Source organism: Vibrio neptunius (assembly GCF_000967495.1).
In the GTDB taxonomy this organism is placed as follows: Bacteria; Pseudomonadota; Gammaproteobacteria; order Enterobacterales; family Vibrionaceae; genus Vibrio; species Vibrio neptunius.
The window spans coordinates 1-12,843 of the sequence record NZ_JXXU01000020.1 but is presented as its reverse complement, the minus strand read 5'-3'; the positions used below and the strand labels follow the sequence as shown (position 1 = coordinate 12,843).

Sequence of the window (12,843 nt, the reverse complement as noted above, 5' to 3'; positions counted from 1 at the left end):
AATTGTCATTTTGAGTCGCAGGGAAGGTCTTCTTGTCTCAACTTCTCATTTTTTAATGTTCGATGTAACAGTTGGCTATAAATCGGCTGCCCACCGAGTAACTGAGCAAAAATAACGGCCCCCAAGCAGGTAATGATCAGTGGCAGTATTAGGTAGTAGTTGTTGGTCATTTCGATCACTAACAATATGCCAGTGATCGGCGCACGCACGGTAGCCGCGAACAAAGCCCCCATACCTGCGATCGCAAACATGCCGGGTGAAATCATCAATTCAGGCATTAAACCATGGGCGATTAAGCCAAATGCATAACCAAATAGCGTACCCAAAGCTAACATCGGCGCAAAGATACCGCCGGGTGCCCCAGAGCCAAAACAAATCAGTGTGGTGAGGATCCTTGCAGCGAATAAAAGCAGTAGCACTGTCGCACCGTAGCCACCGTTAGTGATGGTCGGTATTAAGCTAATACCGCCTCCGGTTATTTCTGGCAGATAAAGCAGCATCAAACCAAAACAACCACCTATACAGCTTCCAGTGATCAGGTAACGTCGACGATCATTCTTATGCAGTTTGACAAACAAGTCTTGAGAGAGAGTAACGAGGCGATTAAACACCACACCAAAAACACCAAACATGGCACCTAAAAGCAAGAAGAGCCACAAAGCTGCAAGTTCGGGCGGGTGATATTGCGGCATGGTGATCACCGCATCTTGACCATTAATGTAACGAAAGACAATGTTGGCGGCGATGGCCGAAATGATCACCGCTCGAATAGAAATGAGTGAATAGCGAAATTGGGGGCGCATCTCTTCAACGACAAACATGATGCCAGCCAGCGGGGCATTGAACGCTGCGGCTAAACCTCCTGCTGCGCCAGAGGCAAGCAATGTGTGTTTGGTATCGTCATTTTTGACCTGAAAAAGATCCGTCACCATACGGCCAATGGCTCCTCCCATTTGAACCGTTGGACCTTCGCGGCCAAGTACCATGCCTGAGCCCAGTGCGCCCATACCACCAAAGAATTTCACAGGTATAACACGCCACCAACGAACGGGGCGTATACCATCCATTGCACCTTCAATTTCTGGAATGCCTGATCCGGCAGCTTCGGGGGCAAAACGATGAACGAGATAGTAGCCAACAAATGCCAATGCGGCACTGATCAAAAATGCCGCGAGCCACAGCGGCAACGCGCTACCGATTGCTTGTTTGAGCCAGTCAGTCCGGGTTTCAGAGACAAAATGAACGGCAATCTCGAACAAGGTACCCACAATGCCGGCAAGAATACCGACAAGTAAAGAAAGGACGAGAACAGAAACAGGTGTTTTATCTTTAGAGAGAAACTGATTAATTGCATCCTTTGGCATACTCGCTAAAAGGGATTGCTTAATTTTCTCTCTCTTGGTCATAAAAAAGGTAACCTCATCCGATTGGTTGCATTGTAAATATTGATGTCTTACATGAGAATTATACGCTTGTGTAAGTTTAACTATAGCGTCAAGAATGAAATGTTGATTTTCAAATATGAAGGATGTGAGAGTTCAAAAATAGTCAGGAATTGGTCAGAGATCACGTTTATCTCCTTGCACTTTTAGCATTTTGAACCATAGTTAAGACGTAAGGCAATCTGAACCAACCCGCATGGAGGATTAAAAGCCTTACCTACAATTTGGATGGATTCAACACATCATTTTGAGATCCTCGTTTTATGATCAGGGCGCAAAAATATACGGTCCTGACTCGCAGACTCACGATTGAGTAACGAGGGATAGGGCGCACTAAAGGGTGCGCCTTTTGTCGTTTGGAGAAGGCTAATCAAGTGAGGCAATTTGCTTGAGTACTTTTTCTAACTGATCCCATGGAAGCAGTTGGCTATCGATCACTTCCAGACGGCTTTCGAAACCCTCCAATGACATTTCATTAACAGAGACAATGCCGTGGCTTACATTGAAGGCATAGCAGCCTCTGTCGGTGTTCATTACGCCTTTGACACGTTCGGCAGTTAAGTCTGATAACACAGAGAATAGGTCATCAAAACTGAAAGTGACTTCTGCACCAAATAACCAGCCACAACTAAAGTAGCCTTGGCCTTTGTTTTCTTTGCGGACCATTACCTGATCCGGTGCTAGAGCAAATTGTGGTTCTTCCTCAGCGTGTTCATGATGGTGCTGTGCAATATCCGTTGACACTGTTGGTTCCCTTCTCTGGTTGTCGAGAAGTTCTATAGGGAAACGCCCTTGCTTGACAAGTTGGCTATAAATCTTGGGTGGATTTTGATCTGATACCCAGTCGTTAAACGCATCGATATCACTGACATGACACGCGTCTACTTTATTACCAATCACAATATCTGCGATGTTGAGTTGGTCGTTAAAGTTTTGATTCTCGACATACTTAGGGTTAGATAGGTTGCGAGGATCGACTAATCCTATGGTGGCTCTTAAGTCGATGTAATCTCGGAATTGAGCCGAGGTTAACGTTGCGAGAATCTTGTGGGCGTGGCCTAAGCCAGTAGGTTCAACTATTAGACGATTGGGCTGCGTACGAAGCAATGCGGTAAGGGCAACAGAAGTCGGGACTCCAGCAGCACAACACATACAACCACCTGGTACTTCTTTGATCATTGCGCCTTGTTCTGTCAACATTGCGCCATCAATACCAATCTCACCAAACTCATTGACTAGAACAGCCCAATGTTCGTCAGCCGGTTTTGCTTTCAGCAGGTTAAGTATTGTCGTGGTTTTTCCGGTCCCCAGAAAACCAGTAATGATATTGGTTGGGATTTTCATTGTGCGAAACTCGTTGATAACATAGCTTTGACTATATCAAAGGTGAGTGTAGAAGCGAGAATAAAAACGGCGGTAGATACCGCCGTTGTAGTGATTAACGTTTGTTTTTTAAGTATCGCTTACGACGCTCTTCTTTTTTCTTGGCTTTCTCTTCGGCCTTACGTGTCGCTTCAATCTCTACTTCGACCAACTCTTTAGTGATCATCTCTGGCAACTCAAGTGTTACTTGACCTAAGGTCCCACTGCGCAATTCATGAAGTAAAATTTCCGAACACTTATGCAAATCGACTCGTCCGCCAGAGCGTAACGCGCCACGTCGACGGCCAATCTCTTCCATGAGCTCGATGTCGCTTTCCGGCATTTCTTCGATCTGATAGCGCTCTTTCAAACGCTCCGGGTAAGCTTTTGCAAGGTACTCAACCGTGTAGAAAGCGACTTCTTCGTATTCCATAGCCGTATCTTTAACAGCACCGGTTGCCGCGAGACGGAACCCACTGTGCGGATTTTCCACTTTAGGCCATAAAATGCCTGGAGTATCTGATAAAACAATACCGTTTTGCAGGTTGATGCGTTGCTGACGACGTGTCACGGCAGGTTGGTTGCCCGTGACTGCAATGGTGCGACCTGCAAGAGCATTGATGATGGTTGATTTGCCTACATTCGGTATGCCCATGATCATGGTACGAATGTTTTTGCCAATTTCCTCACGGTGAGGAGCCAGTTTACGAACTAGCTCCATTATGCGGTTTACTTCTTGTTGTTGAGAAGTGGTAATCGCAATCGCTTTAACATTGTGCTCTTTCTCAAAATGGTCAATCCAAAGTTGCGTTCTCTCAGGGTCGGCGAGATCGCGTTTATTGAGAACTTTAACCACGGGCTTATCCCCCTTTAACTCGGCGATCATGGGGTTTTCGCTGCTAAAAGGGATACGAGCGTCAAGTACCTCAATAATGACATCAATTTGAGGGATGGCTTCAGCTATCTCTTTTTGGGCCTTATGCATGTGGCCCGGAAACCATTGAATTGTATTGTTAACCATTTGAAAATATTGCCTTCTAATTTAATGGTTTAATCTGCTGTTCAACTTTAAACATAACAAAGCGTTCGTTTATCACAAGTTTGTGATGCCGATTAAGGTAGGGCAGATTGACTTGGTCGCAATATTAACACCGACTTGAGTAATCTCATAACGAAGGGCGGGAGAAAAGCGACTAATCACATCAATTGTTTAGCTTGTAGTCAATCAGTAACTTTGTTTAAGACTTGAACGTTATTCTTTGCATGAGTTCGATTGGGTTACTTGGTGATGGCGTAGCCAGTATTCACGTCGAATCATGAGTGTGGACTTTGGATTGAAAACTGAGCACAAAAAATAGCCACCACGCTGTAAAAGGCGCGATGACTATTTGATAAAAATTGATCTACTTATTTAGATGATGAGATAGGTCGCAGGAGTTCTAGTTTGCGGGTCTCCAAACGCCCCATTTGTCCTTACTGTATGTCGTTTCAGGATCATCACCGCCTTGCGTCCACCATTGTGCTTTCCACGCCTTACCAGCATAGTAAACCACTTCACCGCCGATGTAAGTCGCTGATGAGCTCCAAGCGTTGCCTGTATCTGGGCCCGGTTCTGGAGTCGGTGGTGGTGTGACGCCACCGTCATCTACCACCACCTCAAAGGTAAAGGTTTCAATACGATCACTGCTGGTCGCGCTCGCCGAGAAAATTAACGTTTCATTTTGGCTGATAGTTCGGGTATCGATAATGATCGAAGAAGAGCCGTTATTTTGAATCGATACAGGTGTGCCCTGAGTTTGAGTCAGCGTTGCATTTTCTTCTGTAACGATGACGACTTTATCACCCGCGTTTACGACATTATCACTTTGCGATAGCTCGTAAAGTTGTCCTGCTAGCGGGTCTACATTGCCATTGCTGTCGCGGGAAACGCTCATTAACCCTGAAGCACGACTGTCTTTGGAGTTAAAGAAATTGCGTGACGGATCATTCTGGAAATACATGTAGTGTTGCATTTCTTCATGCCAATCACCGATAAAGACTGCGCCGTCTTTGAACTCGGCGTGCCAACCATTAATCTCTGATGCTAGGAGACGAGCCCAATCCCCAACGTTGCTTGAATCGACTTTTATATCAAAGCTACGTGCAACCGCGCCATCTTTGTTGATGATGTCATACTTTACGACATCGCCAATTCGAGGCGCTTCCAGTTCACTCGGGATAAAGGATGAGCCACGATGCAAATCGGGTTGTGGTGCTGGTTCAGGAGGCGGAGTGTTACCATTCTTAATCGTAATATCAGAACAGTTGTAGAAACCTTCACCTGCGGCATCATCTCGTTGCCAACGCACAAAGAAGATAGCGTCGCCCGATCTGTCCGATGGGATAGTGACATTGATTCGGTATTTCCCGTTCTCTACTGGCACATTGCCCGTTTCTTGAATCAAATCTAAATCGCCCCAAGTGAGCCCTTTAGACAGGTCAGCATTTGGTTTGGTTAAGTAAAATTCCCAGAATGAAGGGTTGTGCGGTGCGGTAGCATTAAACACATATTCGAATGTACCCGTGTTCATTTCTGTGCGGGTCCAGGCGGTATGAGGGGCTCCCATGCCACGTTTCTGAGGATCGTTTGCGTAGCATAAAGTACCATCTGGAATCGCGGCTTTTACTGCGCTCGGGTTGTTAAAGTCAGTAATGTTTTTGGCGTACTCGTTGCGCTGTACGAATGGGTAAGACCCCGAAATGCTTTTGGCATTTGCACAAGCGGCATTGGGGGGACTACCAGACCAGATACCGCCTTGTTCGTAGCAGATGTTTTGTCGAGCACTAGGATATTCAGACCAACCATGTGCATAGACATGAGTAGGCATGGTAGATAGCAAGGCGCTACCCACCGCCAGTTTTAAGATGTGCTTATTCGCTGTCATTTTCTTACTCTATTCCGTTTTATAATTAACATTGCCAATCAATGATTTTTATTTGTTGGCTGGGTGGTTTCTATTATTTTTATTTCTATTAGAAACGGTTGAAATATAAGACAAGATTATTTTTATTACAGTTTAAATATTCATATTGTGAATTAAGATCGCAATTGTCGAATTTCTTGCATATCTGTGTTAATTTTTGCTATGTAAAAATAAAGTATTGATATTTAAGGTTAATTTTATTCTTTGTTAGAGTTTAAACAAGGGCTTTAAAGAGTTTTTTAATATGTGAGTCGGATCCAATAAATAATATCAAGGTATATTTGATCGATTTATAAATGAAAAAATAACGTTTTTATGACACTTTAATTCATTTTTCATGCTTATTGAATTTGTACTTATCATTCTTAATGATTATTATACAATCGATTTAAATTTCCTTGCCGAATGTTTGTGATTGGCTTTGTTTTTATAATGAATGGATTTGGGTGTGTCATTTTAGCTGACAAATAGTCTCAGTTATTTGTAGGTCATAAGGGTTGCTGTGGGTTGAGGAACAACAACGTTGGATTAACTGAACCAAGAAGGTGCTTTATTGGTTAGTCTAGTTTCACTTACTTGATTGAGGATAGTATGAAGTTTTATTTACCAGAAGAGTATCAGGATTTGTGTCGTGCACAATTTCAATCTTATAAAAGAAGAGTGAGTTTATTGCTCCCCAATGCGGTTGTAGAGCATATCGGCTCTTCGGCAATCCCAGGAGCGATTTCAAAAGGTGATCTTGACATTTATGTTGGGGTCGAGCTATCACAATTTGAACAGTCAGTTCAAACATTGACCACGTTAGGGTTTTCAGAAAAACAAAATACCTTGCGCACCTCCGAGCTGTGCATGCTTGAGTCGAAGACAGATGACGTAGCGTTTCAAGTTGTTGTGAATGGTTCACAACATGAATGCTTCCTTCGATTTCGTGATTATCTCGTCTCAAATCCTGAGTTAGTGAAATATTACAACAAACTGAAACAGTCTTGCGAGGGATACTCACATGAGGAATACCAAACGCTGAAATCTGACTTCATTGTGCAAGCCTTGAATGATTCTTTGAAGGGCTAATCCGTTACCTAAGCTTCGACGATTTATAGCACTAAATAGGAACGAGTAATCAATGTGCCGTCAAGATCTCGGAAGCTGTCGTTCACTGTGGTAGTTCGCGATTCGGTCGATTGGCGACTAAATCTCTAACGGCTTGCTCTAACTGAGGCAGGAGGTGTTTATTTGAAATGTGAATGTAGTGATACAGGGGTTCGTGAATAATCGCCTTACTGACGGGTTTAATGTTTGGATACTTGGCTTTGAGAATCTCGTAAACCACCTTAGGTGCTAACCACAAGTCTGCGCGTCCTTTCTTTACCATTAATGCCGCTTGTTCCGCTTTTTCAACCAAATAAAGCGCTTTATAGCTTTCGATTTCTTCTGTAAATTTCATACCCAATTGTGAGACGAGTACTTTTTCCGAAACTTGGCTCAGCTCGTTGTAAAATTGCCCTTCAAAGCCATATATGAAGATACTGATATAGTAGAGAGGAACGTCAACCTTGATCATATTCTCGTCTTGAGCAAGCCTCGATATCCTCAAGTCCAAGCCTTGATATCGACCTTGGCTGACTGCGCGAATAGCCCTCGCATTCGGTAAGTAAACAAAATCTATCTCGACACCAGACTTTTGGTATATGAATTCGAGATCCTCAATCAAAGTAAAGCCGGCAAGCTTGTTTAGTTCTGGATTTTGATATACTTCACCTATTGCAATGACCGTCGTGTCAGCAACGGCCGACCGCATAAAACAAATCAGCAACGCCAGCCAGTAGAGACTGCAATATCGAATTGACATATTTTGTGTGACCCTTGATAGAACATATCATTGGTATAGTCTAACTAAGGGCGTTGGTAAACTCGTAATGCAACTGTGTGTAGGGGAAATATCTAGGCTCGATGCTTGAGCAAAACTTAATTGGCGGAAATGATTTGGTAGCCGTTTCTACCGTCTTGTTTGACCTGATACAGTGCTTGATCCGCATATTGGAATAAGCTTGTTAAATGCTCGTAGGTGTTAGTTTTCTTCGACGTTGCACCAGCACTTATAGTGACATACGGTCGGGTTGGCGAATAGGCATGCTCTAAAGACAGATTACTGATTGCTCTCACCAATTGATTGAGGTAACCATCAAGCTCAAGTTCGATGTCGCTTGCGAGCAACACACAAAACTCTTCACCTCCATAACGGCACACCAAGTGCTCGTAGGGTGATTCAACGTCTCTCAGTGCTTCTGCAACGAGACGCAAGGCGCGATCACCAGCAATGTGTCCATAGTTGTCGTTGTATTGTTTAAAGTGATCGATATCGACTAAAGTAACTCCTATATAATTGTAACCTAGCACTTCAATGAAGTAACGGGCCGTTTCGTAGAGGTGTCTTCGATTCGCAATCCCGGTAAGTGGATCGACAATAGACTGCATTTTTAGGATTTCACGTTTCTCATCAAGTTCAGTAATGAGGTGATTGATGTCACGAGCAAAGCTTCTCATCTCTTTTGAAACAAATGTGGCTTCGTTTGGTAGCATGTCTCCTGATTTCTGAAACTGGCGAAGTGTTTGCTGTGCCTTTTCTAGGGGTTTAATTATTCTCGATACGACTATCAAATTGAGTGCGAACATCACGAGCGCAAAACAAGCTAATACGCTAGCTTCGGGCACGGTTAGAAAAGCGGGTAGCTTTTCATTGTGGGTAATTTCGATAGCAATGTTATCACCGTCTAGAAAGTCTTCGCGATAAATCACGGAAACATTCTCTGCCTGAGCCGTACTTTGTACAGCCTCATGTTCATTGAGTGGATGAACAACGATCTTGACACCAGTCGCATCTTCAATCTCTGCGATAAACTCATTGCGGATCTTGCGAATAAACACTATGTAACCAAAATCGCACGATTTTCCGTCGCTGAGACAAATTCGAGCAGTGGCTACCATGTATGGCTCGCTTTTATGTACAGCGTATTCCAACTGCGAGGAAACTTTGGCATTTGAAGACTGTATGGCTTGAGTAAGAAGCTTGTCGACCATCTCAGGGTCATTGAGCTCGATAAACTGAGCGGAATGAACTTGTCCATCTCTGTATAAAGCGCTCCATTTTACGTCCAGTTCATGACCGAAAATGATCATACCGTTGACCCGCTTGGACTCAAATGCATGCGGACCTATGCTGTCTGTTATGAAAGCGTCACTAGGCTGCTGTACATAATGTGCCAACGTTGTCCAAGCGGCATAATCTTCAAGAGATGCTCTCAGTTCGAGTTCTTCCATTTTCAATACGGTTTGCACACGCTCGATCTCGAACTCTTGTCTCTTTTTTGAAGCATCAACGGCCAGTTCATGGCTCCAAAGCGCCTTAAACGTAAAATAGAAAACGAGAAATAAGAGAACAACAGAGATAGAAACCAGAATGGTTAACTGTTTCAGACTGAAGTGTTTTAATCTAACCACTAAAAAAGCGCTACCTGAACAAGGAGTGGGCAATACTACACCGTCATTGTAGAGATCATTTCTGACTTGAGCCAGTCATTAACGGGCTAGATTGCTTCGATATGAGCGAAGGCATTGTGTTTAAAACAAAAAAAATCTTCAAATAATCTAAAAATGTTACATGTGACTACTTTAATATTTTGTCATGATTTCATTTATTGTTTATATTTCCGTGCCACATAACTACAACAAAAGTTTACATTCATGATTGCTAGTCAAACTTCGTCGGAACGCGAAACCTTGCTTGACGCCAACGAACAGTTGGTGTCGACTACTGATCTGAAAGGCGTCATTACCTACAGTAACGAGGCTTTTTGTCGTATTGCCGAATTCACTCAGGAAGAACTGCTGGGTCAAAATCACAATATTGTGCGCCATAGCACTATGCCTAAAGCTGCATTCGCAGATATGTGGGCGAACCTAAAACAAGGTAAAGCATGGCGGGGTATTGTAAAAAATCGCACTAAAACAGGAGGCTTCTATTGGGTAGATGCCTACGTAACGCCTATCTACGCAAATGGTGAGATAACGGGTTATCAGTCGGTGCGTGTTAAACCCAAAAGAGAGTGGGTCAAGGTGGCGGACAAAGCCTATCAATCTTTGCTGCACGCTGAGAAAACAGGCGCGACTGTCTCACTGAAAATTCCCGACACTCTGCGTTATGTGATGTTAATTGGTTCTCTATCTGCCCCCATCATTGCGAATCTATTGTCACTCGAAGGCATTGCGAGTTGGGTCGCTAGTGCACTGCCAATCTCGGTGACCGCATTGCTTTTCAGGCAAGAATTGGTCGATACGCCTAAACAGTTGAAAAAGCTTCAGTCAAAATATGATAGCGTAAGTCGTCTGATCTATTCTGGCAATACTCAATTCTCAATTGCAGATTTCCATATTAAGCTTCTTTCTGCACGAATTAGAACCGTGCTAGGTAGGATGACGGATTCAGCTAAACCGCTGCAAGATCTGTCTGATGGCTTAAGCGCAACAACCCTGCAGGTAACGCAAGCTCTTGAGCAGCAAACGAAAGATATTCGCCAAGTTCGTGAAGCAACCGAAAACGTGGAAGCATCCGCAAACGAAGTTTCAACCAGCACACACGAAGCACATGATTTGATTGATGTGACACTCAAAACGTGTCTGCTTGCGAAAGATACTATCGACCAGACTCATGTCAATTTAGAGAAACTCAGTGTTCAGGCTGAAAAAGCGACCAATACTACTTATCAACTGAGTGAACAGGCTCAAAACGTCAGTCATATGATGGAAGAAATCGGTGGGATCGCAGAACAAACCAATCTACTGGCGTTAAACGCTGCGATTGAGGCCGCCCGCGCTGGTGAGCAGGGACGTGGTTTTGCGGTGGTAGCGGACGAAGTTCGTGCATTGTCAGGCAGAACTTCCAATGCCACGTTGCAAATTAAAGACAGTATTGAAACCATGTTGACGACGATTGAAGGTTGGCAACGCGACATCATTGCCAACCGTGAACAAACAGATGCATGTGGTGCAGTAGCAGAAGTTAGCGCGAAACGTTTATCTGAAGTCGAAACCATGATGCAATCGATGAACGACTTGATGAGCACGGTTGAAGATGCGGCAACGAAACAACGCCAGCTTTCCAGTGATGTAAATTTGCACATTCAGTCAATAGCCTCTGCGGCTGAGCAAAATCTAGCAGCGACGCATTCCGTTAATCTGCACTCACAAGAGTTACGCAATCAAGTCAACGAGTTTTATCAGTTAGCTCAGCGATTTGAAGAAAAATAAACCAAGGCCCTGCAACAGCAGGGGCCTTTATTATTGCTGAACGCTTTTGTAAAGATATCTCTGACAGGTGGGCTCGCTTATGCGCTTAAGGATCTGTGACATAATAGCGATGACGACAAAAGCAAACAGCAACCTTCCCCAAAATATCGATACGAAGTCTGCACCAATCAACAATACGAGAATGGTGTCTTCAATCATGCTGTGGGCCAAGTTAAGCAACATGACGGCGGTAAACACATCTCGTGCTGGTATGTGGCCTCGTTTCGCTTCGTTGATCAGCAGGCCGCCACCGAAAGAAATACCTAATGTAATGCCGACTATGGTTAGGTTAGTCGCTTCTCTGCTGATGCCTAGCACAGAAAGAACAGGCTTGAGTGCCATCGCCATTAACTTCTCCACCCCTAATAGCTTTAGCATCTTTAATGTAAATAGTAAGATTGCAATGATGACAAGTATCGCTATCAAGTTTTCGACTTGTGACCACGCCCATTGCAAATAAGTTTGCTCTGGGGGGATTTCGGGATTCCAAACGATCTGGGCAGGTGTATTTAGCAAATCGCCGAACTGATAAATCTGGTCGAGGACCCACGCAAACACCAGTCCACCCCCAACTCTGACTAACGTTGTCATCGCAATACTCACACCAGCGCGCTTGGCAATAGCAGCTTCAATCGGGATCGAGTGTGCGATGAGCATTAATGACCCCAAAATCGATACCTGAGCCACGGTGAGTTCGCTGTTGGTGCTCATAAAGATCAATAGACCCGCATACATATTAGTAAGCAGAGTTGTCGCCCATACCAAGCCCATTTCATCGGGTAAACCGACAAAATTCATCAAAGGACTCAGCCATTGGCTAAGCAATGCAACGCCTCCTAGCTCTTCAACAACTTTAATTACGATGATGATTGGAATCATCACTTTATACAGAGTCCAGGTGACATCGACTATTTCTTTAAAAAGGTCATAAAAGAAACGTTGTAACTTTTCCATGTTGAATTCCACACTGAATGATTCGATGGCACAAATATTAATAAAGACATGAGAAATATGGATGTGTAATTTGCATGTTAACTATGCCTCATATTTCTTTATTGAGTTGATCTTGTGTTAAAGTTTCTTAAAAGTTCCCTCTGGAGAAATTATGGAAATTGACCGTTTAGACAAGAAGATTTTGTCGATACTGCAAAAGAATAATCGTATTCCGAATGTAGAGTTGGCGGAAGAAGTGGGGTTGTCGCCGCCAGCTTGTTTGAAGAGGGTAAAACGGCTTCGAGAAGACAACGTGATAACGGGTGATGTCTCTATCATCAATCCCGAGCTGGCAGGTAATAAGATGAACTTGATTGTTTCAGTCGAAATGGAGCGGGATAGACCTGATATATACAGCGTGTTTCGCCAATCAATAACAAAAGCGCCTGAAGTCACTCAATGCTATCAGATCACGGGAGGCTACGATTTCATGCTGGTGGTAAGCGTTCCAGATATCAAAGCGTATGAAAAGTTTATTGAACGCGTATTGCATCAAGATAAGAACATTCGCAAATTTCAGACTTCGGTTTCTACTCGTACAGTCAAGTTCAGCACTGAAGTGAATGTAGAAGAGATTCAATAAAAAACGCCCCGCTAGTGTCGCGGGGCGTTTTCGTATCAAGGTTCAGTGATTAAGCTAAAAGCTCTTTCGCTGTGTTCACAACGTTTTCAGTGGTGAAGCCGAACATCTTGAATAGCTCACCTGCTGGTGCAGATTCACCGAAGGTGGTCATACCGAT

At 43.8% G+C, this 12,843-nt stretch carries 10 protein-coding genes; 3 read left to right on the top strand and 7 right to left on the bottom strand.

Annotated features, from left to right (window positions below):
• Positions 1–5: 5 nt before the first annotated feature.
• From clcA to TW84_RS07585, 4 genes are all read right to left on the bottom strand, one after another.
• The gene (gene clcA, locus TW84_RS07600) at positions 6–1,406 is read right to left on the bottom strand and encodes a H(+)/Cl(-) exchange transporter ClcA (RefSeq protein ID WP_045975060.1); all 1,401 of its coding nucleotides are present in this window, start codon (positions 1,404–1,406) and stop codon (positions 6–8) included.
• A 402-nt stretch (positions 1,407–1,808) separates the two neighbouring features.
• The gene (locus tag TW84_RS07595) at positions 1,809–2,786 is read right to left on the bottom strand and encodes a CobW family GTP-binding protein (protein WP_045975059.1); all 978 of its coding nucleotides are present in this window, start codon (positions 2,784–2,786) and stop codon (positions 1,809–1,811) included.
• 94 nt (positions 2,787–2,880) lie between these two features.
• Positions 2,881–3,825, bottom strand: coding sequence for a ribosome biogenesis GTPase YlqF (gene ylqF, locus TW84_RS07590; RefSeq protein ID WP_045975058.1), 945 nt, complete (start codon positions 3,823–3,825; stop codon positions 2,881–2,883).
• 418 nt (positions 3,826–4,243) lie between these two features.
• Positions 4,244–5,728 (bottom strand): lytic polysaccharide monooxygenase, encoded by a 1,485-nt coding sequence (locus tag TW84_RS07585; protein WP_045975057.1) that lies wholly within the window; start codon positions 5,726–5,728, stop codon positions 4,244–4,246.
• Positions 5,729–6,358: 630 nt separating this feature from the next.
• On the opposite strand from TW84_RS07585, the gene TW84_RS07580 reads away from it, so the two are divergent.
• A complete protein-coding gene (locus TW84_RS07580) occupies positions 6,359–6,838 on the top strand; it encodes a GrpB family protein (RefSeq protein WP_045975056.1) in 480 nt (159 codons plus the stop codon).
• Between the two features lie 82 nt (positions 6,839–6,920).
• Here the strand turns inward: TW84_RS07580 and TW84_RS07575 are convergent, their stop codons facing one another.
• Both TW84_RS07575 and TW84_RS07570 read right to left on the bottom strand, forming a co-directional pair.
• Positions 6,921–7,616 carry a substrate-binding periplasmic protein gene (locus TW84_RS07575; RefSeq protein ID WP_045975055.1) on the bottom strand — a complete coding sequence of 232 codons (696 nt, stop codon included), beginning with the start codon at positions 7,614–7,616 and terminating at the stop codon, positions 6,921–6,923.
• Positions 7,617–7,732: 116 nt separating this feature from the next.
• The gene (locus tag TW84_RS07570) at positions 7,733–9,265 is read right to left on the bottom strand and encodes a diguanylate cyclase domain-containing protein (RefSeq protein ID WP_045975054.1); all 1,533 of its coding nucleotides are present in this window, start codon (positions 9,263–9,265) and stop codon (positions 7,733–7,735) included.
• 243 nt (positions 9,266–9,508) lie between these two features.
• On the opposite strand from TW84_RS07570, the gene TW84_RS07565 reads away from it, so the two are divergent.
• Entirely contained in the window at positions 9,509–11,071 is a 1,563-nt protein-coding gene (locus TW84_RS07565; protein ID WP_045975053.1) for a methyl-accepting chemotaxis protein, read from the top strand.
• Between the two features lie 30 nt (positions 11,072–11,101).
• Here the strand turns inward: TW84_RS07565 and TW84_RS07560 are convergent, their stop codons facing one another.
• Positions 11,102–12,064 carry a hypothetical protein gene (locus tag TW84_RS07560; RefSeq protein WP_045975052.1) on the bottom strand — a complete coding sequence of 321 codons (963 nt, stop codon included), beginning with the start codon at positions 12,062–12,064 and terminating at the stop codon, positions 11,102–11,104.
• A gap of 151 nt (positions 12,065–12,215) precedes the next feature.
• Between TW84_RS07560 and TW84_RS07555 the strand changes: the two genes are divergently transcribed.
• A complete protein-coding gene (locus TW84_RS07555; RefSeq protein WP_045975051.1) occupies positions 12,216–12,686 on the top strand; it encodes an Lrp/AsnC family transcriptional regulator in 471 nt (156 codons plus the stop codon).
• Positions 12,687–12,843: the final 157 nt, after the last annotated feature.

What these genes read in the sequence shown, in the direction of transcription:
- TW84_RS07585 (WP_045975057.1), bottom strand. Translation starts at nt 5,728, where the DNA reads ATGACAGCGAATAAGCACATCTTAAAACTGGCGGTGGGTAGCGCCTTG.
- TW84_RS07595 (WP_045975059.1), bottom strand. Translation starts at nt 2,786, where the DNA reads ATGAAAATCCCAACCAATATCATTACTGGTTTTCTGGGGACCGGAAAA.
- TW84_RS07575 (WP_045975055.1), bottom strand. Translation starts at nt 7,616, where the DNA reads ATGTCAATTCGATATTGCAGTCTCTACTGGCTGGCGTTGCTGATTTGT.
- TW84_RS07565 (WP_045975053.1), top strand. Translation starts at nt 9,509, where the DNA reads ATGATTGCTAGTCAAACTTCGTCGGAACGCGAAACCTTGCTTGACGCC.
- TW84_RS07580 (WP_045975056.1), top strand. Translation starts at nt 6,359, where the DNA reads ATGAAGTTTTATTTACCAGAAGAGTATCAGGATTTGTGTCGTGCACAA.
- ylqF (WP_045975058.1), bottom strand. Translation starts at nt 3,825, where the DNA reads ATGGTTAACAATACAATTCAATGGTTTCCGGGCCACATGCATAAGGCC.
- clcA (WP_045975060.1), bottom strand. Translation starts at nt 1,406, where the DNA reads ATGACCAAGAGAGAGAAAATTAAGCAATCCCTTTTAGCGAGTATGCCA.
- TW84_RS07560 (WP_045975052.1), bottom strand. Translation starts at nt 12,064, where the DNA reads ATGGAAAAGTTACAACGTTTCTTTTATGACCTTTTTAAAGAAATAGTC.
- TW84_RS07555 (WP_045975051.1), top strand. Translation starts at nt 12,216, where the DNA reads ATGGAAATTGACCGTTTAGACAAGAAGATTTTGTCGATACTGCAAAAG.